This window comes from Rhizobium sp. PL01 (assembly GCF_033447125.1).
Lineage (GTDB): Bacteria > Pseudomonadota > Alphaproteobacteria > Rhizobiales > Rhizobiaceae > Pararhizobium.
This window is the reverse complement of sequence record NZ_JAWQUM010000009.1, coordinates 250,447-272,639: the sequence shown is the minus strand read 5'-3', so window position 1 is coordinate 272,639 and position 22,193 is coordinate 250,447. Positions and strand designations below refer to the sequence as shown.

Below are 22,193 nucleotides of genomic sequence, written 5' to 3'. Positions count from 1 at the left end.
CATGCAGCCGGAGAGCCGCAGTGCCAAGTCGCGGCTTCTTGCCGTCAGTGCGCTTCGTCCCAATTGTGGGCAGCACGAGCATCGACCTTCAGCGGAACTTTCATATCGAGCGCCGGCATCGCGGCGTTCTCCATGATAGAGACGACCAGCGGGATCGTCCGCTCGACATCGGCATCCTCGACCTCGAAGATCAATTCGTCGTGCACCTGCAGGAGCATACGTGCACGCTGTGACAGCCCAGCCTGCTCGAGTGCCGGTTCCATCTTCACCATCGCCCGCCGGATGATATCGGCGGCCGAGCCTTGGATTGGCGCGTTGATCGCGGCGCGCTCGTTGAAGGCGCGGTGCGAGGGGTTGGACGAACGGATATCCGGATAATGCGCCCGGCGGCCGAAGATGGTTTCCACATAGCCGTTTTCGCGGGCGAAAGCCTTGGTGCTTTCCATATAGTCGCGGATGCCCGGAAAACGTTCAAAATACTTCTTGATGTAATCGCCGGCTTCCGAGCGCTCGATCGATAGCTGGTTGGCAAGGCCGAAAGCCGAGATGCCGTAGATGATGCCGAAGTTGATCGCCTTGGCGCGGCGGCGGATTTCGCTGGGCATGCCTTCGACCGGGACGCCGAACATTTCCGATGCGGTCATCGCGTGGATGTCGATGCCATCGGCAAAGGCTTGCTTCAGCTGCGGGATCTCAGCCACATGGGCAAGCACGCGCAGTTCGATCTGGCTGTAGTCGGCCGAAACCAGCTTGTGGCCCGGCGTCGAGATGAAGGCCGTCCGGATTTTGCGGCCTTCGGCGGTGCGCACCGGAATGTTCTGCAGGTTAGGCTCGGACGAGGAGAGGCGTCCGGTGGTCGTGGCGGCCAGCGCATAGGACGTGTGGACGCGCTTCGTCTCCGGGTGCACGAAACCCGGCAGGGCGTCGGTATAGGTGGACTTGAGCTTGGTCAGCTGGCGCCAGTCGACGATCTTGCGCGGTAGCTCATGGCCTTCCAAAGCGAGCTCTTCGAGGACCTGCGCCGAGGTTGACCATTGCCCGGTCTTGGTCTTGGCGCCACCCGGAAGGCCGAGGCGTCCGAACAGGATATCGCCAAGCTGCTTCGGCGAGCCGATATTGAAGCTTTCACCGACGAGGCCGTAGATTTCGTGTTCGAGACCGGCGGCACCCTGCGCCAGTTCGCCGGACAGCCGCGACAGGATCTGCCTGTCGATGGTGATGCCCCGTTCTTCCATCCGCGCCAGAACCGGCACCAGCGGCCGCTCCAGACGCTCATAGACGGCATTCAGGTTCTTGGCGGCGAGGCGAGGTTTCAACACCTGCCAGAGCCTGAGCGTCACATCGGCGTCCTCGGCCGCATAGGCAGTTGCCTTGTCGATATCGACATAATCGAAGGTGACCGACGATTTGCCGCTACCAGCGACATCTTTGTAGGGGATCGGCTGATGGCCAAGCCATTTTTCCGACAGCGAATCCATACCGTGCGTTCCGGCGCCGGCATCAACCACATAGGACATCAGCATCGTGTCATCGAAGCTGACAATGCTGACGCCGTGGCGTTTCATCACCAGGTAATCGTATTTGAGATTCTGGGCGATCTTGAGAACCGATGGATCCTCGAGCAGATCCTTCAACCGCTCCAGTGCGGCGGCGGCCGGGATCTGGTCTGGTGCGAGTTTCACTCCGTCGCTGAAGAGATCGTTGCCGCCGGTCTTGTGGAGCAGCGGCACATAGGCGGCGCGGATATCGGTGCCGGACGGGTTTTTGCTGTTGTCGGCGATTGCAAGCGAAAAGCCGACGAGTTCCGCCTGCATCGCATCAAGCGAGGTGGTTTCCGTGTCGAAGGCGACAAGGCCAGTCTCGCGGGCGGCGGCAATCCAGGCATCGAGCGTAGCGATATCGCGGATGGCGATATAGGAACTGCGGTCGATTTTTGCTGCAGCGAAAAGCTCGGCGCGCGATTGTGCCAGGGTTTGCGGCGTCGCGAGCGCGGGGCCGCCATCCTGAACGGTGGAAAGCGAGGCGGCCGCTTCGGCAGCGCTGCCAAGCGCCGGTGATTTTGCCGATGACAAGGCCGATGGAGCAGAAGAAGCCTCGCCTTTGTCGAGATCAGGCCCACGTGCTTGTGCGCCCCATTCAACAGGAACCGTGGCCGGGTCCACAGCGTCCGCATCCGTCTCGGTGGCGGCGGCAACGCGACGGGTCAGCGTGGTGAATTCCATCGTCTTCAGGAAGGCGACGAGTTTCGGTCCGTCCTGCGCATGCAGCTCGAAATCGTCAAGCGGCACGTCGATCGGCGTGTCGGTCTTCAGCGTCACCAATTGGCGCGAAAGACGGGCAAGCTCGGTATTGGCAATGATGTTTTCGCGGCGCTTCTGCTGCTTGATTTCGCCAGCGCGGGCAAGCAGCGTATCGAGATCGCCGAATTCTTCCAGCAGCTGTGCTGCGGTCTTCGGGCCGATGCCGGGGATGCCGGGCACGTTGTCGGTTGAGTCGCCGGTCAGTGCCTGAAGGTCGATCATCTTCTCCGGTGGCACGCCCCATTTCTCGATCACTTCCGGGATCGAAATCTGTTTGTCCTTCATGCTGTCATACATCGACACATTGGCCGTCACGAGCTGCATCAGGTCCTTGTCGGAGGAGATAATCGTGACATCGGCACCCGTCGCCTCCGCCATCCGCGCATAGGTGGCGATCAGGTCGTCGGCCTCGAAACCTTCCTTCTCGATGCAGGGCAGGTTGAAGGCGCGGGTGGCGTGGCGGATCAGCCCGAATTGCGGGATCAGGTCTTCTGGCGGCGCGCTGCGGTTCGCCTTGTACTGATCGTAGAGTTCGTTGCGGAAAGTCTTCGACGAATAATCGAAAATCACGGCAAAATGGGTTGGTGTTACCCCGACGGAGGTGTCGCGCGCATCGGTCAAAAGCTTCCACAGCATGTTGCAGAAACCAGAGACAGCATTGACCGGCAGACCATCCGATTTGCGGTTGAGCGGCGGGATGGCGTGGAACGCCCGGAAAATGAACCCGGAGCCGTCGACGAGGAAGAGATGATCACCTTTTTTCATGGCGACAAGGGATAGCGCGGGCCGCGGTGGCCGTCCATATTTCATTCCGGAGCGACGAGAAATTTTACACCGGCCGCCAATGCGGCCTCCTGATTGGGGATATCGTCCCATCCAATCGCGATCAAACGCGGTCTGCCGCGAGGGTGGGAATGAGTAATCTGCAAGGTTGCGATCGAAGGCGTTGTTTCATGCGACGGGCAGGAGCTTGACGTGGAACGCGCAGAGCTTAGTGTACCCGTAAGCCGTGTATTATACGCCACTTCAGGAGTTTTTGAGGCGCAAATATAATGTCCATCCTGACCGCAATGCCGTCGCTGCTTTTGCCTGACAAGAGCTGGTACGGCACCTTCCGATTGGTTTTGTAGCCTCGTTTCTCAATTTTGACCGCATGTCTCCAAGTCCCCTCGCTCACAGGCACTGGATCTGTTCATGTCGTTGCTCTCCGATCCCATCATCGCCTTGTTCGTATCGCTCTCGCTTGGCTTTCTAATTGGCAAATTGCGTGTCGGTCCTATCCAGCTTGGAGGGACGTGCGGAACGCTGTTTGTGGCCCTGGCGATCGGTCAATTGGGGGTGCAGATCGGCCCTGATCTCAAAAACGCGGCATTCGCTCTTTTCATCTATGCACTTGGCTTCTCAGCTGGACCACAGTTCTTCACCAACATCCGCGGCGGATGGCGTTATGGTATTTTTTCGATCATCGAAGTTGTCTGCGTCCTCGCGCTGATCGCCATCGCTGTGCTTATTTTTCATTTCGACGTCGGCACGGCCGCAGGGCTTTTCGCGGGAGCCGCGACAGAATCGGCCGTTGTTGGCACGGCATCAGAGGCGATTGCCCGCCTCGCGCTTTCCGGGCCAGAGATCCAGCAGCTGCAGGCCAATATCGCAACGGCCTATAGCCTCACCTATCTCTTCGGACTCATTGCGATCGTGGTTTTCACAACGCAGATTGCCCCGTTGCTGCTGAAAATCGACCTGCGGAAGGAAGCGCAAGACCTCGCGCGTAAACTGGGGGCGACCGATGACGATGAAGAGCAGGCGGAAGGCCTTCCGGCATTTGTCGGGCGCGCTTTCCGTGTCGGGGGTGCCGCAGGCCAAACAGTGGGCGAGTTCGAAAAAAGCCGGGGTTGGGCGGTTGCGATCGAGCGCCTGCAGCGCGGCGGCGACATTCTTGAAACGACGCTCGACCTGCTACTGCAGCCCGACGACATCGTGTTTGTCCGCGGACGCCGCAACGCGGTGATCGCCGTCCGGGATCGCCTCGGTGACGAAGTGCCGGTCCCGCAAGGAACAAATTTCGCGCTCGCAACCCGGGATGTCGTTCTGGTGCGAAAGGACGTTTTTGGGCGACAAATCCGGCAACTGAGACAGCTGGCCTCGCCTGAACTGCAGCGCGGCATATTCATATCCCATGTTCGGCGGATGGGACAAAATATCCCTGCTTTGTCGGGTACGATTTTGCAGCACGGGGATATCGTCACGCTTTATGGCCCGGAGCAAGCCATAGAGCGTGCCGCACACGAACTCGGCAAGCCCGTGCCTCCGGGCGAACGTACCGATTTCATATTCCTCGGCCTTGGCCTCGCACTCGGGCTCGTGATTGGGCATTTCCATCTGAAGATTGGCGCCCTTGAACTGGGGCTTGGCGCCGGTGGTGGCGCGTTGATCTCCGGACTCGTCTTCGGTTGGTTGAATATGCGCAACCCGACGCGTGGTGGGCTGCCACCGGCCGCTGCCGATTTTGCCAAGGACTTTGGCCTTGCAACGTTCATCGCATCGATAGGCCTCAGTGCCGGCCCCGACGCCATCAAACTCATCAAGGAATACGGGCTGATCCTGCCCATTCTCGGATTGCTGGTTTCTTTTCTGCCAGCCGCCGTTTCGCTGTTTGTCGGCACGAAGCTGATGAAGATCGAAGCGCCGATTCTTCTCGGCGTGATCGCCGGGCAGCACTGCAGTACTCCCACCATCAGCGCGCTCGTCTCCCAAGCCGGAAACTCGACGCCCGTGATCGGCTATACGGTCACATACGCGATCTCCAACGTTTTACTGCCGCTAATGGGGCCTGTTGTGGTTGGTTTGGTCATGGCCCTGACAGGATAGTTTGTGGTCGATCAGTCGTATATTCCAAGCTGTCGACCGGGAAAAAAGTAGACAACGAGAAGGCATCTCCCTCCTCGAAACCGCCGGTTTAAGCTGGCAAGGATTCCCTGAGGCTTAATATTGAGGGCCCTCACAGGAACGTTACCAATTTGTAATGCGACCGTCAGGCAGAGTCCCTTGAAAAGCCACATTTGGAACCACAAATACCAATCAACGGCACCTGAACAAGCCGTCATCTGGTCAAGGCCTGTCCCCCGCCGACGCCAGATGTAAGGACAAAGGCCTATCCCCCCTCTCCGGGCCTTTGTCCAATTTATAACAAGAACCGCCGTGGCCCCGCCTCCGCCATGGCGGTTTTTGTTTGTGCATCCGGCGAGCATCACATCCGTGTGAAAACCCATTGTCTGCCGGTCCATCGCTCGCAATGTAACTTGTGTTCCAGCTTGGGGAGAGGTACCCATAGACATGGCCTTCGACCGTATGGATTCAGCAACATACCTGTCCAGCCTTCTGGCGAAAAGCTTCTCCCGCGCCCTGCAGGAGAGAGGCCAGAAACTCGGCTTTGCCCCCGGCCAGTTTCCAGTTCTTCTTGAGCTGTGGAGCGAGGAGGGGCTGACCCAGAAACAGTTGCTCGACCGCCTCGACATCGAGCAGGCAACGATGGCCAATACTTTGGCCAGGATGGAGCGGGACGGACTGGTCCTGCGGAAGAAGCACCCGACCGATAAACGCGCGCAGCAGATTTTCCTGACCACCAAGGCGAAGGAGATGGAGGGCGAGGCGAAGGAGGCAGCGCTTGCCGCCGATCAATCCCTGTTGTCCGGCTTCCGTCATTTCGAACGGGAACTCATGCTCCAGTATATGCGCATGGCGATCGCCAATGGCGCCCAGAGCTGACGGCTTTTGCCATTCCGGCGTGGTCATGATCCATCAATCAAAATATTTTGCTTAAAGCGGCGCCAATCTTTGTCTAGGTTCCGGCCTGACAACGAAGGATTCGGACATGACAGACACGGCCAGCATTCTCACCCGCGCGGACGACAATCTCCCCAAGAGCCTCGATCGGCTATTCGATCTGGTCCGTATCCAGTCGATTTCCACCGATCCCGCCTACAAGGCGGAATGCCGCAAGGCGGCGGAATGGCTGGTCGCCGAGTTGACGTCCCTGGGGTTCGAAGCGTCGGTGCGCGACACGCCCGGTCATCCGATGGTGGTTGCCCACCATGCAGCCGCCAAGGCTGGTGCACCGCACGTGCTGTTCTACGGTCATTACGATGTTCAGCCGGTCGACCCGCTCAATTTGTGGGACACGGCTCCGTTCGAACCGTCGATCAAGGAACTTGATGGCGGCCGCAAGGTGATCACCGGGCGCGGAACCGCCGACGACAAGGGGCAGTTGATGACCTTCGTCGAGGCCTGCCGTGCGTTCAAGGACGTGAATGGTGCGCTGCCTTGCGAAGTGACCATCCTGTTCGAGGGCGAGGAGGAGTCCGGCTCGCCGTCCCTGAAGCCGTTCCTGGAAGCGAACGCGCAAGAACTCACGGCCGACTATGCGCTGGTCTGCGACACCAACATGTGGGACCGCGATACCCCGGCAATCTCGGCGGGCCTGCGAGGCCTCGTCGGCGAGGAAATCGTCATCACCGCTGCCGACCGCGATCTGCATTCCGGTTATTTTGGTGGTGCCGCCGCCAACCCGATCCATATCCTGTCGCAGATTCTCGCCGGGCTGCACGACGAGACGGGCCGGGTCACCCTGGACGGGTTCTACGAAGGTGTTGAGGAAACCCCGACGCAGATCAAGGCTGCCTGGGACACGCTGGGTATGACGACGGAAAAATTCCTCGGCGAAATCGGCCTTTCGATTCCATCGGGCGAAAAGGGACGGTCGGTCATGGAGCTCACCTGGGCGCGGCCGACGGCAGAAGTCAACGGCATCTGGGGCGGCTACACCGGCGAAGGCTTCAAGACCGTCATTGCGGCGCAGGCGTCTGCCAAGGTTTCGTTCCGTCTGGTTGGCGCACAAAGCCCGGAAAAGATCCGGGATGCCTTCCGCGCCTATGTTACCTCGAAAATCCCGGCCGATTGCTCGGTCGAATTCCACAAGCATGGCGGCTCGCCGGCAATCCAGCTCCCTTACGACTCTGCGCTGCTGAACACTGCAAAGTCGGCTTTGTCAGACGAATGGCCGAAGCCTGCGGTTCTGATCGGCATGGGCGGTTCGATCCCGATTGTCGGTGATTTCCAGAAGATGCTCGGCATGGAATCGCTTCTGGTGGGCTTCGGCCTGTCAGACGACCGGATTCATTCGCCGAACGAGAAATACGAGCTGCAGTCCTTCCACAAGGGCATCCGTTCCTGGATACGGATTCTCGACGCGCTCGCGGTTTAAGGAACGCCGTTAACGGTTAGCACCCTTGACCGGGCCGGTCGGGGGTGTTCTTTTCGGCCAGATGACATTTTGCCAGTTACAGATTTCAAGAATACTTGCCTCATGAAAACAGTACGCAAACTTGCCTGGCCGGTAATCGGGCTCGCCGCGATCGTGTTTTCGCTTTATGGCCTCTATCATGAGCTTCACGGCCTTTCGGCCGCCGATTTCATGGAGAGCCTGAAAGCCGTATCGCTGAAGAGTTGGTTATTGGCCGCCGCCGCAACGCTTGCCGCCTATGCGGCGCTGGCAGCTTATGATCACTTGGCGCTCGAGCATCTCGGCCACAGGATTTCGCTGTGGTTCATCACCGTCTGCTCTTTCACAGCCTATGCGTTGTCGCATACGGTCGGGGCCTCGGTCTTTTCAGGTGCCGTCGTACGTTACCGTGCCTATGGATCGAAGGGGCTCACTGCCGGGGAAACCGGCATTCTCGTCGCGTTCTGCTCTTTCACATTCGCGCTGGGCACGTTGATGCTGGCAGCCATCGTGCTTTTGGTCGAGCCGGAAATCACCGCCCGCTTCGCTGCTTTCCTGCCAATCGGGGCTTCCATCTCGACTGGACTGATCATTTTGGCGCTGATCGCGCTTTATGTCGTCGGCAGCCTCGTCGGGTGTCGGCCTTTGAAAACCCGCTGGTTCCGGCTGGAATATCCGAAACCGTCATTGGCGCTGCGCCAGCTGGTGATCGCTCCCGTTGAATTGATTGCAGCTGCCACCATCATCTATTTCGCTCTGCCGGAGGCCGGTAATCCTGGTTATATGGTTATCCTAGGGGTGTTTCTCGCATCGTTCTCGGCAGCCCTTCTCTCGCATGCACCGGGCGGCCTTGGCGTTCTGGAACTGGTGTTTATCGCGGCACTGCCTGAAATGGATCCGGCCGGTGTTCTCGCGGGTCTCGCCATCTTCCGCCTGTTCTACCTGATCATCCCGTTCCTGATCGCGCTCACTGTTGTGGTCATTTTCGAACGCGGCCAGTTTCTCGCCGGACGCAAAGCCGAGACGGGCGAAAACAACAGCGGCTGATCCTGCCCTTGCACTATGACGGTGAATGGCAGACTTTCGGTAGCGCTTTTTCCAGAGGGCCTGCGACCTTTTCAAGCTCCGCGCTCTCGATCTGCAGCGGCGCGAATGGCGGCTCCTGAATGGCGGCATTGACGATGCGGGTGATGTAGCAGCCGGCGAAGATCTTTTCCTTGCCGCCCTTTTCCGTCGATTTGATTGCGACCGGAACCGGGGCGTAGATACTGCCGGCAGCCCCTTCCTGCGTCACGGTACCGATCAGCACCTGAACATCCACAGTCTTCTCATAGCCCTTTACGAACGTGTCGTAGCTATCGGCCGGTTCGCTGAAATAGCTGTAGGCGCGGGCATATTCGTGGCGATTGATGGCATTGTAGAGCGAGCGGATGAGAGCCGGTCCGTCAGAACGCTCATCGATATAGGCCGCTTGATCCTGAGCACCGGCGTGAAGGGCCGAGCTCGTTATAACCGCAACCGTGGAAAGAAGAATGAGAATGGCTTTCATGCACACAACTCCTGCTATTTACAGTGAGTTTCATTGTGGATGAGGCGATTTGAAGGTGCGGGACCGTTTCAGCCAAACAAAACTGCTTGGCCATTAGTCCGCTGCTGGAAAAGTAGAATCCGGAAAAACAAAAAGGCCGGGAAAACCCGACCTTTCACAACACGCTTCGACACTTTCGCCAGTACATCCGTGGTCAACCGCGGAAGCGCGTTTCTCCGGCGCGGATTATCGCGCCAGATTTATATCAAGCAGCCTGCAGGTTGTCTGCAGACATCTTGCCGGACTTGCGGTCCTTGACGAGCTCGAAGCTGATCTTCTGGCCGTCATTGAGGCCACGCATACCAGCGCGCTCAACAGCAGAAACGTGTACGAAAACGTCCTGGCTGCCGTCGTCTGGCTGGATGAAGCCGAAGCCCTTTGTGGAATTAAACCATTTTACTGTGCCAGTGGCCATAACGATCCCTTTCTCTAGCAAATTATGTTGAACCATCCCGTAAAACGTTACGGAAAAGCTTTTGTTCGAATCTGAAGGAAAGTTCGTCCGATTGCGCACAAGTCGCAAAAACCAAAGTCATCTAACAAATATCGACCAAAGCTCAAATAGGTTACCGAGGCCCGTCAGTCAAGTTTTATTATTCTCATTTCGCTATATTCACTGTTTTCATTAGGTTTTATAAGGCGAAATTGCGTGTTGGGACGCGCTCTTTTTTGATTCAGCAGCGGAAATTATTTGTCGCGATGATGATCTGCGGAATAGATATAACGTATTTTCCGGGCTCCCGGTTGATTTATCTGACCGCAGCGTCATGTCCTGTTTATCACTGTTTTGAGTGGAGGACCGAGAATGCCGAAGTTCGTTATCGCTGCCGTGTGTCTGGGCCTATTTGCCCTTTCCGGATGCGCCAACACCGTCCAGGGTATGAAGCGCGATGGTGTGCAGACCAGCCATGCGCTGGACGATGCAACCCACCGCATTGCGCGTCGTGCCAACGCAAACTGACGGAAGACACTCTACGGCAAGCTCATCATGCGGCCGCGACCAATTGCGGAAAAATAGTCGTGTTCTGCTACCGTTGTTCAGTTTTGTGCGCCTTGGGAAATGGGAACAAGCAGTCCGGCAAGCGCTTTCAGAACAGGTCTGCGGCGGGGCGCTTCCGGCACGTCGCGAATATTTCTCAGTATCGCCTGACGGCGTGCAGAGATATCGAACGCTTTTTCCGCCTCGGACAAAAGCTCGTCATTTTCCGAATTGAGATGATAAATCTGGCCCATGGTAATCCACTATTTGATGTCCGGATAACCGGAATCGAGGGAAAAGGTTCCGGTTGTTTCAAGAAAAAGGCCCCGAAAACGGAGCCTTTTGACTGTGCTGTTGATTGCCGGTCCGTGCGCTACCAATAGCGGCGGCGTGGCGGCTCCGGGGCCTGCCGGGATACGCTGCCAAGCAAAAAGCCGATCGCTCCCCCGACAAGTAGCGCGAGGGTCAACGCGCTTCCCGCTGCAGCCGGATGCTCTCTTGCGGTCTGTGCGATGGCGCTGCCTTCCGCGCGGGCGACGTTCGCCGCTTTTCTGGCTGCGGGTGCTGCAGCGTCGATGACACTGGATGCCCGGTCGCGAACATCGCTATAGGCCTGCGCGCTTTGGGCGCTGACGATTTTGGAAAGGCGCGCCACTTCGGCCCGCAATGATTCAATATCGCTATTGGTTGTTTCTGCCATCACTGGTTCTCCTGTTGCCGCCTGCCAAACGACTTGGCCGGCGGAATGGTTCCCGACAATGGAAAGTCTGTTGTGCGGCACGTCAAATCAGCAGTGCCGCGCAATGTGTGAAGACTTAAACGCTGACGCGTCTCGCATGCTTGTCCGCAGCCTTTTTATCGCCGCTCGCCTGGTCGAGGATGTCGCGGGCATCTTCAACGGATATCCGGTGCTTCTTTGCGAAAGAGATCGGTTCGTAGGGCTTGTCTGCTATCGTCGACATTGATGATCTCCTTGGATCGTTGTTTGAAACCGCTGAAACGCTGCCAGTCACAACCGTGGCTTTCCCACTGTTGGGACGGTTTCGCTGAAGAGTTGGCGGGCTGGATCAGAAAATTAAGGACATGCCTGTCGCATGTTCCAAGAAACTGGCGAGCGGATTCGAGTTGGCCGCGCTGAAGCGATGTAAATGCTTCAGGCATCGCAGTCGGTGCCGGATCATTACATGGCCATTCTTGCCACATTAAGCAAGTGCAGCCGCGCGCCCGCGCTCTGGCGCGCCCAAAAGCTTGAATTTAACGCCCCCTTAAATCGCCGCATTTACACTTCATCGCACGGTGCGAAATCGTGCGTTGCGGTAAAGGTGCCGTCTGCGATCCTCAAAACGCCCAGCTGGAGCAGACCCACCGCGACATGGCAGGAAATCGGACATCAGGGCAGAGGATAGAACCTTCCTTCGAAGGTGGACGCAGTCGCGATGACGGCGATCTGAGCATGAATGCGGGCGAACGTGTCAGCGGCGGCGGCGGCAAGAAATCCGGCGGTTCGAAGCCATCAGCGAAGAAGACCAGCGAGCGGAAAACCCGCAGGCGGGGCGGTTCGCGGGGCGGGGGAGGCCTGACGGGCCTGATCCGGTCACTGGTTTACTGGTGCGTCGTTCTCGGAATCTGGGGTGCCATCGGTGTCGGCGGACTGGTGCTCTACTACGGATCGCGCATGCCGAGCGCGACCACCTGGGCCATTCCGGACCGGCCGCCGAACGTCAAGATCCTTGCCGTCAGTGGCGACATCATCGCCAATCGCGGCACCACCGGTGGCGAGGCGCTGTCGCTCGAAAACATGTCGCCCTATATTCCGCAGGCCGTCATCGCCATTGAGGACCGGCGCTTCTATTCGCATTTCGGCGTCGACCCGCTTGGTCTGGCGCGGGCAATGCTGACCAACGTCACCACCGGGCGCATGGTGCAGGGCGGCTCGACAATCACCCAGCAGTTGGCCAAGAACCTGTTCCTCTCGCCGGAGCGTACGCTCGAGCGCAAAGTGCAGGAAGTGCTACTTTCCGTTTGGCTGGAGCAGAAATACACCAAGGACCAGATCCTGGCGATGTATCTGAACCGGGTGTTCTTCGGGTCCAATGCCTATGGCGTCGAAGCAGCCTCGCGGCGTTATTTCAACAAATCCGCCCGGGATGTGAACCTGGGCGAGGCGGCGTTGCTCGCAGGACTGTTGAAGGCGCCGTCGCGCCTGTCGCCGGCGCGTGATCCGAAGGCTGCGGAAGAGCGGGCCCAGGTCGTGCTCGGTGCCATGCGCGAGGAAGGCTTCGTTACTGACAGCGAAATCAAGACCGCGATGTCACAGACGCCGACCAAGGCAAAGAGCTTCTGGTCCGGAGCGCAATATTATGTTGCCGATATGGTCATGGATCAGCTGCCGGGCATGGTCGGCGAGATCAGCCAGGATCTGATCGTCGACACGACGCTCGACCTTAATCTGGAAAAGAAGGCCGAGGAAACACTGGCTGAAAGCCTCGACGCATCCGGGCAGAAGCTGGATGTCTCGCAGGCAGCGCTGGTCTCGATCGACGGCACCGGCGCGATCCGCGCCTTGGTCGGCGGCCGTGACTATGCCGAAAGCCAGTTCGACCGCGCCGTCAAGGCCAGACGCCAGCCGGGTTCGGCCTTCAAACCCTTCGTCTACGCTGCGGCGATGGAAATCGGCCGGACGCCGATGTCGATCCGCAATGACGCGCCGGTTAGGATCGGCAACTGGACGCCGGAGAACTACGATCAGAAATATCGCGGCGAAGTGACGCTTGCCAATGCGCTGGCCAATTCGCTCAACACTATCGCCGCCCAGCTGGTGATGGAGGTGGGACCGCAGAATGTCATCAAGCTGGCGCGCCGGCTCGGCATCGAATCCGAAATGCAGTCCAATGCCTCGATCGCGCTTGGAACCTCTGAGGTCAGCCTTGTTGAGCTGACGTCAGCCTATGCGCCGTTCATGAACGGCGGCTTCAAGGCGACGCCGCATGTGATCCGGCGAATTTCGACGGCTGACGGCACTGTTCTCTATGAAAACACCTATGACAATCCGCCCAGGGTGCTCGATCCTGCTGTTGTCAGCGAGATGAACCAGATGATGGTCGGGGTGATCGATCATGGTACCGGCAAGGCCGCCCGGCTCAAGGGTTGGCAGGCAGCCGGCAAATCGGGCACCACCCAGTCATTCCGCGATGCTCTGTTTGTCGGATTTACCAACAACCTGACGACCGGGGTCTGGTTCGGCAATGATGATGGCAAGTCGATGAAGAAGGTTACCGGCGGCGGTCTTCCGGCCAAGGCGTGGCACGATTTCATGACGGCAGCCCACGAAGGCCTGTCGCCATCCCCCATTTTCGGGACGACTGGGATCCAGCCGACATTCGACGACAATCAGGCCGCACCCGAAAGCGTTGGCGATGTTATCTCCGGCACGTTCGGCAATGGGGCGGCGGATGAATTTCCGCGGGCACCCGTCGCCAACGGACAGACGGCTGGCACGCAGGATTTCGATCAGCCGGCGCAGGCGGCAAATTCCGGGCTTACACCACCGGCCGATGTCGGCGAGACCACTGGTGCGACCCGCCGCACGACCCTGTTCGACATCCTGACCGGCGGTTGAGCCGCAACTGCAGTTTGGTGCTCCTGACGATGGGGGTCATGCATGACAGAGTCAATTTGAACAGTCGCTATCCCCAAGCGATGACAACATTTTCTGGCTCGGTAGGGTGATCGATCCAGACCCGAATCCGGGTTTTCGCGGATGGTACGCGTGAAATAGCGAATTGAGGGTTATTTGCATCAAATAAAATAATCTCGTTGTTGGGTGTGTTCAGAATCCCGTCGAAATCAGGCTTCCGTTTCTCCTCAATCTCGGAGGCTGGTCCAAACGTCACGTGCGTGTCCCCGTCGTTCCAATAGAGCGCGGGAATGAGAATGCAGTCTTTTGACGAAAGGACACCTCGCCTATCCATGTGCGTCGGAATATCGACATTTCGACGGCCTGCAACGTAAAAGCTCACATATTCCGGGGCTATCGACAGGTGTTGCACGGTCATGGCGTTAAGCCTTTTTCTTCTTAAAAGGTCCGCCTTGCGGCTGACTGAGGACACAACGGGAATGTCCAGAAGGCCGGATCTCGCTGTCCCTAACCCCATGCGATGGTGACATTTTCGGGCTCGCTGGGATGGTCGATCCAGATTCGGATACGTGTTTTTTGGGAAGGCACGTGAGCACTGGCGAATTCAGGCTCGATGGCATCAAATAAAATCAATTCGTTATTGGGGGTGTTCAGAATGCCATCGAAATCTGGCTTTCTCGTTTCTGTAATTTCTAAAATCGGTCCGAATAGCACAGAGGTGTCTCCGTCGTTCCAGTAGAGCGCAGGAACGTTGATGCAGTCAGGCGACGAAAATATTCCCTTCCTGTCCATATGAACAGGAATCTTGATGTTGCGACGACCTGCAACGTAGATGCTAAGATATTCAGGGGCAATTGTGAGTTTTTTTACGGACATCGATTAGTAACTTTCCCGAGATATCAAACCACCTTGTGATTTACTGCACGACCAGCAATGCGGATAAATTCTACTTGGTTTGCCAAGCGATTTTGGCACCTGATGATCACCAATAAAATGACCGCGCTTAGTCCCCGATGTCTTTGTACCACACCAGTGGCATCCGTAGGTACGGCCGATGCGATCAATTTCCGCCTGTTCCCTCCTAGTCGGCCGCCTGTTGGTTGCTGGCGCCGCAATCCATTCCTTTGCATAGGGGCCGATGCCGGTCCGCGGCAGCCGCAACTGGAGCGCGCGGAGCATCGCCTCCTGTGCTACGGATTCATTGGCGCGTATCAGCCCCTCGACCGTCTCATAGGCTTGCGGAGTTGGCCGCCAGTTCGGGTCACGTCTTTGAACGGCGCGTAGCGCTTCCTGCATCCGGCCGATACTGACCGCCAGCCGCGCTTCCTGCCCGGGCGTAACGGGCTGCCATCTGTCGAGAATACGGACTTGTCCCGCGCCACGAGGCCCGCGGCGGTTGACGTGGATCGGCCGGCTTTCGGAACCGCCTCCGGCCCATTGTCCGCCGTCGGGATTGCCGGCCGGCACCCGCGGCTGCTCGGGGCGAAAACCGGCCTTCCATTCCAGGCATAAAGTCAGCGCTCGAATTTCAACGGCCATCGCCGCCTGCCGGTAGCTCAGTTGTGGCAGGCTCAGGTCTGCCGGTTCTGTCGAAATCATTGGCCACGCCATCCGTTTTCTAATTCAGCCGGATAATTGTGCGTGGCGCAGAGGCGGCGGGGATAAATTCAGGTGGAAAAAAACCGGCGAAACACTTATCTTCCGGTCAACCCAATGAACATGTGATGATTTTCCTGCAGCAGACGATCACGTCGATACCGCCATGCCTGCTGGACGTCCCCGCTGTTCTGGAGCGGGAACAGCAATCGCCTTGTAGAAAGGATCGCTGATTTCTGTAACGGCGCGCGATGCTTCGTCATAATAGACGTTGATTTCCTCGGCTTCGTGGCGTTCTCATGCCTTGCAGTCCGAAACACTGGTCCTTATATACGCCCCATCACCGTAGCTATTCGCTGCGAATATTCCACAGACCATCCCGTTAGGGGCTGTCGCATGAATGCCTGACCGGGTTCTGACAGTCCGCTGCAAGGAGAGAATTACATGGCTAAAGTAATCGGTATTGACTTGGGAACGACCAACTCCTGCGTCTCCGTCATGGACGGCAAGGACGCGAAGGTCATTGAGAATGCGGAAGGTGCACGCACCACGCCGTCGATCGTTGCATTCAACGATGATGGCGAGCGTCTGACCGGCCAGCCGGCCAAGCGTCAGGCCGTCACCAACCCTGAAAACACACTGTTTGCGGTCAAGCGCCTGATCGGCCGCCGTTACGACGACAAGTTCGTCGAAAAGGACAAGGCCCTCGTTCCTTACAACATCGTCAAGGGCGACAATGGCGACGCATGGGTCGAAGCGCAGGGCAAGGGTTATTCCCCGTCGCAGATCTCCGCCATGATCCTTCAGAAGATGAAGGAAACTGCCGAATCCTATCTCGGTGAAAAGGTCACGCAGGCCGTTATCACCGTTCCGGCTTACTTCAACGACGCACAGCGCCAGGCAACCAAGGATGCCGGCCGTATTGCTGGTCTTGAAGTTCTGCGCATCATCAACGAGCCGACCGCTGCGGCCCTCGCTTACGGCCTCGACAAGAAGGACGGCAAGACCATCGCCGTTTACGACTTGGGCGGCGGTACGTTCGATATCTCGGTTCTCGAAATCGGCGATGGTGTCTTCGAAGTGAAGTCGACCAACGGCGACACCTTCCTCGGCGGTGAAGACTTCGACATGCGTCTGGTCGAATATCTCGCAGCTGAGTTCAAGAAGGACCAGGGCATCGACCTGAAGAACGACAAGCTTGCTCTGCAGCGCCTCAAGGAAGCTGCCGAAAAGGCCAAGATCGAACTGTCCTCGTCGCAGCAGACCGAAATCAACCTGCCGTTCATCACGGCAGACGCCACCGGTCCGAAGCACCTGACGATGAAGCTGTCGCGCGCCAAGTTCGAAAGCCTGGTTGACGAGCTGGTTCAGCGCACTGTTGCACCGTGCAAGGCAGCCCTCAAGGATGCCGGCGTCACTGCAGCCGAGATCGACGAAGTCGTTCTGGTCGGCGGCATGAGCCGCATGCCGAAGGTACAGGAAATCGTCAAGCAGCTGTTCGGCAAGGAGCCGCACAAGGGCGTCAACCCGGATGAAGTGGTCGCCATGGGCGCCGCCATTCAGGCCGGCGTTCTGCAGGGCGACGTCAAGGACGTTCTGTTGCTCGACGTGACCCCGCTATCGCTCGGCATCGAAACGCTGGGTGGCGTCTTCACCCGTCTGATCGAGCGCAACACGACGATCCCGACGAAGAAGTCGCAGACCTTCTCGACGGCCGAAGACAGCCAGAACGCCGTCACCATCCGCGTCTCGCAGGGCGAGCGCGAAATGGCGCAGGACAACAAGCTGCTTGGCCAGTTCGACCTGGTCGGCATTCCGCCGGCACCACGTGGCGTTCCGCAGATCGAAGTGACCTTCGATATCGACGCCAACGGCATCGTTCAGGTTTCGGCCAAGGACAAGGGCACCGGCAAGGAACATCAGATCCGGATCCAGGCATCGGGCGGTCTGTCCGACGCGGATATCGAAAAGATGGTCAAGGATGCCGAGGCCAACGCCGAGAACGACAAGAAGCGCCGTGAAGGTGTTGAAGCGAAGAACCAGGCCGAAAGCCTGATTCATTCGTCGGAAAAGTCGCTGAAGGAATTCGGTGACAAGGTCACGGAAGTCGAGCGCACCGCGATCTCCGACGCGATCGCTTCGCTGAAGACTGCTGTCGAAGCCTCCGAGCCGGATGCTGAAGACATCAAGACCAAGACCCAGACGCTTCTCGAAGCCTCGATGAAGCTTGGTCAGGCGATGTATGAATCGCAGCAGACCGAAGCTGCCAATGCCGATGCAGAGGCTGATGCAGCTCGCGACAGCGACATCGTCGATGCCGACTATGAAGAAGTCAAAGACGACGACGACCGCAAGAAGTCCGCATAAGTCTTCTTCGAATACCAAACCAGAAAACCCGGAGCCGAAAGCTCCGGGTTTTTTATTTTCAGCGATTGAGTAGCTGGCCCTACGGCGACTGTTGAAAGGCAGGGCGTTCCAAGGCAGATTGTGGCGGTAGCCAATCCAATCGAGGGCGGAATGGAAGTCTCGATTGTTGACAGCGAATCTGCAGCGCGGCACCTTAACCAACTTGCGGCGCTTCTTCTCCGAAGCGTTGAGGACGGCGCGGTTGTGGGATTTGTCTTGCCGTTCACCCGGAAGCAGTCGGAGGCCTATTGGGAAAGCATCTTTAGCGCTGTTGCGCAGCACGAGCGATTGCTTTTCTGCGCCACCATCGATGGGCAGATTGTCGGAACCGTTCAACTGTACCTGTCGCCGGAGCCGAACGCCCCGCATAGGGCAGAGATTTTCAAATTGCTCGTCCATCGCGATTTCCAGGGCAGAGGCATCGGCACTGCTCTGATGCTGGCCGTAGAAGTGGAAGCGATACGGCTGGCGCGTAATCTACTCATGCTCGATACAGTTATGGGTGGGGCTGGTGAACGGCTTTATCGCCGGTTGGGCTGGCAGGAAATTGGCATCGTTCCGCTTCATTTTGTTGATCCCTCCGGTGTTCCCAAGGCATCGGTCTATTTCATGAAGTTTCTTGATCTTCGCCACGATGATGTGTGAGCAAAGTCTGAGAGGCCGTTCAGCAACTGGGGTCAATCAATTTCCATCCGGAATCGGCGCTGCCGCAAGGCGCAGGACGAAGGTAAAACGGCTTGATTCGGTGCTTTTCCGATAAAAAGCGGGCCAGACGGTGTATTGCCTATGGTATCGCGCTTGAAGGTTTACTAAATCCTGTTGCAAGGAAATTTGGCGACCGCCGGGCGGCCGGTTTTGACGCGCCTATTCAACAGGACAATCTGCAAGTATGAAACGTGATCTTTACGAAACGCTCGGCGTTGCGAAAACAGTAGACGAGAAGGAGCTCAAGAGCGCTTTCCGCAAACTCGCAATGAAGTATCACCCGGACAAGAACCCTGGTGATGCGGAAGCTGAAAAGACGTTCAAAGAGATCAGCCTGGCCTACGAGGTGCTGAAGGACCCGCAGAAGCGGGCCGCCTACGACCGTTATGGCCATGCAGCGTTCGAACAGGGCGGCATGGGAGGTGGCGGCGGAATGGGCGGCGGTGCCGGTGGTTTCTCCGATATTTTCGAAGACATCTTCGGCGAGATGATGGGCGGCGGCCGGCAGCGGCGGTCATCCGGTGGCCGCGAGCGTGGAGCCGACCTGCGCTACAATATGGAAATTTCGCTCGAGGAAGCCTATGCTGGCAAGACGGCGCAAATTCGTGTCCCGACCTCGATCACCTGCGACCTTTGCACGGGTTCGGGCGCCAAGCCCGGCACCAAGCCAACCACCTGCGCCACCTGCCAAGGGTCCGGCCGTGTCCGTGCTGCCCAGGGCTTCTTTTCGATCGAGCGCACCTGCCCGACCTGTCAGGGGCGCGGCCAGACCATTGCCGACCCCTGCGGTAAGTGCCACGGCCAAGGCCGTATCATCGAAGAGCGCTCGCTGTCGGTCAACATCCCGGCCGGGATCGAAGACGGCACGCGCATCCGGCTGTCCAATGAAGGTGAGGCGGGCCTGCGTGGCGGACCTTCGGGCGATCTCTATATTTTCCTCTCGGTCAAGCCGCACGAGTTCTACCAGCGCGATGGTGCCGATCTCTATTGCAGCGTGCCGATCTCGATGACGACAGCGGCCCTTGGCGGCAAGTTCGACGTTGCGACGCTTGACGGTACCAAGTCCCGTGTCTCGGTGCCTGAGGGCACACAGGCCGGCAAGCAGTTCCGTCTGAAGGCCAAGGGCATGCCGGTGCTGCGCTCCAGCCAGGTCGGCGATCTCTATATCCAGATCCAGATCGAAACGCCGCAGAATCTCACCAAGCGTCAGCGCGAGCTTCTGCGCGAGTTCGAGGAACTGTCGTCGAAGGAAAACAATCCGGAATCGGCGGGCTTCTTTTCCCGCATGAAGGATTTCTTCGACATCGAATGATCCTCGCGATCAGCGACTGGTCGAACAGATTATCAGCAATATATCTAAGCCGGAGGCAGCGCTGCCTCCGGCTTTTTTGTTTGTGCGGTTGATGCTCGATTCAACCCAACACCAAGGTGCACCATGACCTACGAACTCTATTATTGGGACGGCATCCCTGGCCGGGGCGAATTCGTCCGTCTGGCGTTGGAGCAGGCTGGCGCCGATTATGTCGACGTCGCCCGAAACGATGGCGGCATGGCGCGGATGATGGCGATGATGAAGAACAGGACGGCGGGCGTTGTGCCGCTTGCGCCGCCCTTCCTGAAGGACGGAGATCTCGTCATCTCCCACGCGGCCAACATTCTGCTCTACCTTGGAAACCGGCTTCGGCTCGCACCCGAGGATGAGGCCGGGAGGATAACAACGCACGGTCTGCAGCTTGCCATCACCGATTTCGTCGCTGAAATTCATGACACCCATCATCCGATCGGCGTGTCGCTTTACTACGAGGATCAGAAGGACGAAGCGTTGCGGCGCACCGAGAACTTTCTTGACGAACGGCTGCCGAAATTTCTTGGCTATTTCGAAAAGCAGCTGGCGAAGAACGGGCAAGGGCAGATCCATGCCATCGGCGATATGCTCACCTATGTCGACCTGTCACTGTTCCATCTTGTCGAGGGTCTGCGATACGCTTTTCCAGCCGCGATGACGGCGGCCGAGCCTGACTACCCGCTTCTTGTTGCGCTGAACGCGCAAGTCCGAAAATTGCCGCGGATCAGCGCCTATATTGCCTCGGACCGCCGGCTTGCCTTTAACGAACAAGGCATTTTCCGGTATTACCCGGAACTTGACCGGGGTTAGAGCCGCTATTCCATCACCGCACTATGGTCGATTGCCGGTGGGGCTTTCGGCTTGCGCAGCAGGAAGACCAGCGGCATGACGGCCAGCGACATGATCATCAAGAGCTTGAAGTCGTCCATATAGGCAATGATCGTCGCCTGCAGCGTAATGATGCTGTCGAGCGAGGCGCGCCCCACGGCGGTCATCGGATCAAGCGCTGCAGCGGCCGGTGCCTGGAAGGCGTGGTTGAACGGCGTCACATAGGCAGCGATCGATGCGTGGTTGACCTGCGTATTCTCGATCAGCAGCGCTGAGACGACGGCAATGCCGACGCTGGAGCCGATATTGCGCGAGAGATTGTAGAGCCCGGTGCCGTCGCCGCGCATTTCGGCCGGCAGCGTGGCAAAGGCAATCGTCGTCAGCGGCACGAACAGGAAGCCGAGCCCGGCGCCCTGTATGAAGCCGACGGATATGATCGTCCATTGCGAGACATTCGGCGTCCAGCCGATCATGTCGTACATCGCCCAGGCGGTGATCGCCAGGCCGGTGAACAACAGGATGCGCGTATCGACCTTGCCGATCAGGCGGCCGACGACGAACATGCAGACCATCGTGCCAAGCCCGCGCGGGCCCATGACGATGCCTGCAGTGACGACGGGATAGCCCATCAGCGACTGCAGATAGGGCGTCATCAGCGCCAGCGAGGCCAGATAGGTGACACCAACGACGAAGATGAACAGCATGCTGACGGCAAAGTTCTGGTCGAGGAACAGGCGTGGATTGATGAAGGATTTCTCAGCCGTCAGTGTATGGACCACCAGCAGATAGAAGGCGCTGGCGCAAACGACAGCCTCGATCAGGATCTCGCCGGAGGAAAACCAATCCAGCTGGCCCCCGCGATCGAGAAAAAGCTGCAGCGAGGCGATGCCGAGACTGAGCATGCCGAAGCCGAACCAGTCCAGCTTCGCCTGTGTGTCGAGCTTGGTTTCCTTGACGAAGATACTGATGCCCGCAAAGGCCAGCGCGCCGATGGGCACATTGATATAGAACACCCAGCGCCAGCTGATGTTTTCGGTCAGCCAGCCGCCGATCACAGGGCCGAGCACCGGCCCGACCATGACCGAGACGCCAAACAGCGCCATCGCCGATCCGCGCTCCTCGGTCGAATAGATGTCCAGCAGAATGCCTTGCGACAAGGGAACGAGCGCCGCACCGAACAGCCCCTGCAGCAGCCGGAAGCCGACGATTTGCGGTAGCGATTGGGCGAGGCCACAAAGAACGGATGCAACGACGAAACCGACGATCGCCACCAGCAACACGCGCTTGCGGCCGAACTTTGCCGCCAGAAATCCGGACGGCGGCGTCATGATCGCGGCTGCGACGATATAGGAGGTGAGCACCCAGTTGATCTGGTCTGCGCTTGCCGCCACGCTGCCCTGAATATAGGGCAGCGCCACATTGGCGATGGTCGTATCCAGAGCCTGCATGATCACTGCAAGGATGATGCAGGCCGTGATGGCGCCGCGATTGGCGACAGGCGTCGTTGCCGCAGAGGCGATGCTGCTCATGG

The 22,193-nt window shown here is 58.3% G+C and carries 20 protein-coding genes; 10 read left to right on the top strand and 10 right to left on the bottom strand.

Annotation, left to right across the window (positions count from 1 at the left end; all coding sequences use genetic code 11):
* Positions 1-44 precede the first annotated feature (44 nt).
* Entirely contained in the window at positions 45-3,065 is a 3,021-nt protein-coding gene (gene polA, locus R6X40_RS21580; RefSeq protein WP_318415910.1) for a DNA polymerase I, read from the bottom strand.
* A gap of 429 nt (positions 3,066-3,494) precedes the next feature.
* On the opposite strand from polA, the gene aspT reads away from it, so the two are divergent.
* The 4 genes from aspT to R6X40_RS21560 all read left to right on the top strand — a co-directional run bounded on the left by aspT (position 3,495) and on the right by R6X40_RS21560 (position 8,625).
* Entirely contained in the window at positions 3,495-5,168 is a 1,674-nt protein-coding gene (gene aspT / locus R6X40_RS21575) for an aspartate-alanine antiporter (RefSeq protein WP_318415908.1), read from the top strand.
* A 465-nt stretch (positions 5,169-5,633) separates the two neighbouring features.
* Positions 5,634-6,065, top strand: coding sequence for a MarR family transcriptional regulator (locus R6X40_RS21570; protein ID WP_318415907.1), 432 nt, complete (start codon positions 5,634-5,636; stop codon positions 6,063-6,065).
* 85 nt (positions 6,066-6,150) lie between these two features.
* Complete coding sequence (locus R6X40_RS21565) at positions 6,151-7,560, top strand: dipeptidase (RefSeq protein WP_412178437.1); 1,410 nt, start codon at positions 6,151-6,153, stop codon at positions 7,558-7,560.
* 102 nt (positions 7,561-7,662) lie between these two features.
* The gene (locus R6X40_RS21560; RefSeq protein ID WP_318415903.1) at positions 7,663-8,625 is read left to right on the top strand and encodes a lysylphosphatidylglycerol synthase domain-containing protein; all 963 of its coding nucleotides are present in this window, start codon (positions 7,663-7,665) and stop codon (positions 8,623-8,625) included.
* 13 nt (positions 8,626-8,638) lie between these two features.
* On the opposite strand, the gene R6X40_RS21555 is transcribed toward R6X40_RS21560, so the two are convergent.
* Positions 8,639-9,127, bottom strand: a complete 489-nt coding sequence (locus R6X40_RS21555) for a hypothetical protein (protein WP_318415902.1) — start codon at positions 9,125-9,127, stop codon at positions 8,639-8,641.
* Between the two features lie 244 nt (positions 9,128-9,371).
* Complete coding sequence (locus R6X40_RS21550) at positions 9,372-9,581, bottom strand: cold-shock protein (protein ID WP_056338617.1); 210 nt, start codon at positions 9,579-9,581, stop codon at positions 9,372-9,374.
* 390 nt (positions 9,582-9,971) lie between these two features.
* On the opposite strand from R6X40_RS21550, the gene R6X40_RS21545 reads away from it, so the two are divergent.
* Positions 9,972-10,127: an entericidin gene (locus R6X40_RS21545; RefSeq protein WP_318415897.1), complete on the top strand. Its 156-nt coding sequence runs from the start codon at positions 9,972-9,974 to the stop codon at positions 10,125-10,127.
* A gap of 77 nt (positions 10,128-10,204) precedes the next feature.
* On the opposite strand, the gene R6X40_RS21540 is transcribed toward R6X40_RS21545, so the two are convergent.
* The 3 genes from R6X40_RS21540 to R6X40_RS21530 all read right to left on the bottom strand — a co-directional run bounded on the left by R6X40_RS21540 (position 10,205) and on the right by R6X40_RS21530 (position 11,107).
* Positions 10,205-10,399, bottom strand: coding sequence for a hypothetical protein (locus tag R6X40_RS21540; RefSeq protein ID WP_318415895.1), 195 nt, complete (start codon positions 10,397-10,399; stop codon positions 10,205-10,207).
* A 119-nt stretch (positions 10,400-10,518) separates the two neighbouring features.
* On the bottom strand, positions 10,519-10,845 hold the full coding sequence (locus R6X40_RS21535; protein WP_318415893.1) for a hypothetical protein: 327 nt from the start codon (positions 10,843-10,845) through the stop codon (positions 10,519-10,521).
* A 115-nt stretch (positions 10,846-10,960) separates the two neighbouring features.
* Entirely contained in the window at positions 10,961-11,107 is a 147-nt protein-coding gene (locus tag R6X40_RS21530; protein WP_318415891.1) for a hypothetical protein, read from the bottom strand.
* A gap of 410 nt (positions 11,108-11,517) precedes the next feature.
* Between R6X40_RS21530 and R6X40_RS21525 the strand changes: the two genes are divergently transcribed.
* On the top strand, positions 11,518-13,764 hold the full coding sequence (locus tag R6X40_RS21525) for a transglycosylase domain-containing protein (RefSeq protein WP_318416040.1): 2,247 nt from the start codon (positions 11,518-11,520) through the stop codon (positions 13,762-13,764).
* A gap of 67 nt (positions 13,765-13,831) precedes the next feature.
* Here the strand turns inward: R6X40_RS21525 and R6X40_RS21520 are convergent, their stop codons facing one another.
* The 3 genes from R6X40_RS21520 to R6X40_RS21510 form a co-directional block, all read right to left on the bottom strand.
* Positions 13,832-14,200 carry a hypothetical protein gene (locus R6X40_RS21520; RefSeq protein WP_318415890.1) on the bottom strand — a complete coding sequence of 123 codons (369 nt, stop codon included), beginning with the start codon at positions 14,198-14,200 and terminating at the stop codon, positions 13,832-13,834.
* 89 nt (positions 14,201-14,289) lie between these two features.
* A complete protein-coding gene (locus R6X40_RS21515; protein ID WP_318415888.1) occupies positions 14,290-14,658 on the bottom strand; it encodes a hypothetical protein in 369 nt (122 codons plus the stop codon).
* Positions 14,659-14,661: 3 nt separating this feature from the next.
* On the bottom strand, positions 14,662-15,321 hold the full coding sequence (locus R6X40_RS21510) for a hypothetical protein (protein ID WP_318415886.1): 660 nt from the start codon (positions 15,319-15,321) through the stop codon (positions 14,662-14,664).
* A gap of 501 nt (positions 15,322-15,822) precedes the next feature.
* On the opposite strand from R6X40_RS21510, the gene dnaK reads away from it, so the two are divergent.
* The 4 genes from dnaK (at position 15,823) to R6X40_RS21490 (ending at position 20,644) form a co-directional block, all read left to right on the top strand.
* Positions 15,823-17,745, top strand: a complete 1,923-nt coding sequence (gene dnaK / locus R6X40_RS21505; RefSeq protein ID WP_318415884.1) for a molecular chaperone DnaK — start codon at positions 15,823-15,825, stop codon at positions 17,743-17,745.
* A 150-nt stretch (positions 17,746-17,895) separates the two neighbouring features.
* The gene (locus R6X40_RS21500) at positions 17,896-18,429 is read left to right on the top strand and encodes a GNAT family N-acetyltransferase (RefSeq protein WP_318415883.1); all 534 of its coding nucleotides are present in this window, start codon (positions 17,896-17,898) and stop codon (positions 18,427-18,429) included.
* A 244-nt stretch (positions 18,430-18,673) separates the two neighbouring features.
* Complete coding sequence (gene dnaJ, locus R6X40_RS21495; protein WP_318415882.1) at positions 18,674-19,801, top strand: molecular chaperone DnaJ; 1,128 nt, start codon at positions 18,674-18,676, stop codon at positions 19,799-19,801.
* A gap of 123 nt (positions 19,802-19,924) precedes the next feature.
* Positions 19,925-20,644, top strand: a complete 720-nt coding sequence (locus R6X40_RS21490; protein ID WP_318415880.1) for a glutathione S-transferase — start codon at positions 19,925-19,927, stop codon at positions 20,642-20,644.
* A gap of 5 nt (positions 20,645-20,649) precedes the next feature.
* Here the strand turns inward: R6X40_RS21490 and R6X40_RS21485 are convergent, their stop codons facing one another.
* Entirely contained in the window at positions 20,650-22,191 is a 1,542-nt protein-coding gene (locus R6X40_RS21485; protein ID WP_318415879.1) for a DHA2 family efflux MFS transporter permease subunit, read from the bottom strand.
* Positions 22,192-22,193: the final 2 nt, after the last annotated feature.

Bases quoted from the DNA above. Each gene is read 5' to 3' on its own strand.
- R6X40_RS21560 (WP_318415903.1), top strand. From the start codon at position 7,663: ATGAAAACAGTACGCAAACTTGCCTGGCCGGTAATCGGGCTCGCCGCG.
- R6X40_RS21525 (WP_318416040.1), top strand. From the start codon at position 11,518: ATGGCAGGAAATCGGACATCAGGGCAGAGGATAGAACCTTCCTTCGAA.
- R6X40_RS21545 (WP_318415897.1), top strand. From the start codon at position 9,972: ATGCCGAAGTTCGTTATCGCTGCCGTGTGTCTGGGCCTATTTGCCCTT.
- R6X40_RS21515 (WP_318415888.1), bottom strand. From the start codon at position 14,658: ATGTCCGTAAAAAAACTCACAATTGCCCCTGAATATCTTAGCATCTAC.
- R6X40_RS21485 (WP_318415879.1), bottom strand. From the start codon at position 22,191: ATGAGCAGCATCGCCTCTGCGGCAACGACGCCTGTCGCCAATCGCGGC.
- R6X40_RS21520 (WP_318415890.1), bottom strand. From the start codon at position 14,200: ATGACCGTGCAACACCTGTCGATAGCCCCGGAATATGTGAGCTTTTAC.
- polA (WP_318415910.1), bottom strand. From the start codon at position 3,065: ATGAAAAAAGGTGATCATCTCTTCCTCGTCGACGGCTCCGGGTTCATT.
- R6X40_RS21530 (WP_318415891.1), bottom strand. From the start codon at position 11,107: ATGTCGACGATAGCAGACAAGCCCTACGAACCGATCTCTTTCGCAAAG.
- R6X40_RS21570 (WP_318415907.1), top strand. From the start codon at position 5,634: ATGGCCTTCGACCGTATGGATTCAGCAACATACCTGTCCAGCCTTCTG.
- R6X40_RS21500 (WP_318415883.1), top strand. From the start codon at position 17,896: ATGGAAGTCTCGATTGTTGACAGCGAATCTGCAGCGCGGCACCTTAAC.
- R6X40_RS21535 (WP_318415893.1), bottom strand. From the start codon at position 10,845: ATGGCAGAAACAACCAATAGCGATATTGAATCATTGCGGGCCGAAGTG.
- R6X40_RS21510 (WP_318415886.1), bottom strand. From the start codon at position 15,321: ATGGCCGTTGAAATTCGAGCGCTGACTTTATGCCTGGAATGGAAGGCC.
- R6X40_RS21550 (WP_056338617.1), bottom strand. From the start codon at position 9,581: ATGGCCACTGGCACAGTAAAATGGTTTAATTCCACAAAGGGCTTCGGC.
- dnaJ (WP_318415882.1), top strand. From the start codon at position 18,674: ATGAAACGTGATCTTTACGAAACGCTCGGCGTTGCGAAAACAGTAGAC.
- R6X40_RS21540 (WP_318415895.1), bottom strand. From the start codon at position 10,399: ATGGGCCAGATTTATCATCTCAATTCGGAAAATGACGAGCTTTTGTCC.
- R6X40_RS21490 (WP_318415880.1), top strand. From the start codon at position 19,925: ATGACCTACGAACTCTATTATTGGGACGGCATCCCTGGCCGGGGCGAA.
- dnaK (WP_318415884.1), top strand. From the start codon at position 15,823: ATGGCTAAAGTAATCGGTATTGACTTGGGAACGACCAACTCCTGCGTC.
- R6X40_RS21555 (WP_318415902.1), bottom strand. From the start codon at position 9,127: ATGAAAGCCATTCTCATTCTTCTTTCCACGGTTGCGGTTATAACGAGC.
- aspT (WP_318415908.1), top strand. From the start codon at position 3,495: ATGTCGTTGCTCTCCGATCCCATCATCGCCTTGTTCGTATCGCTCTCG.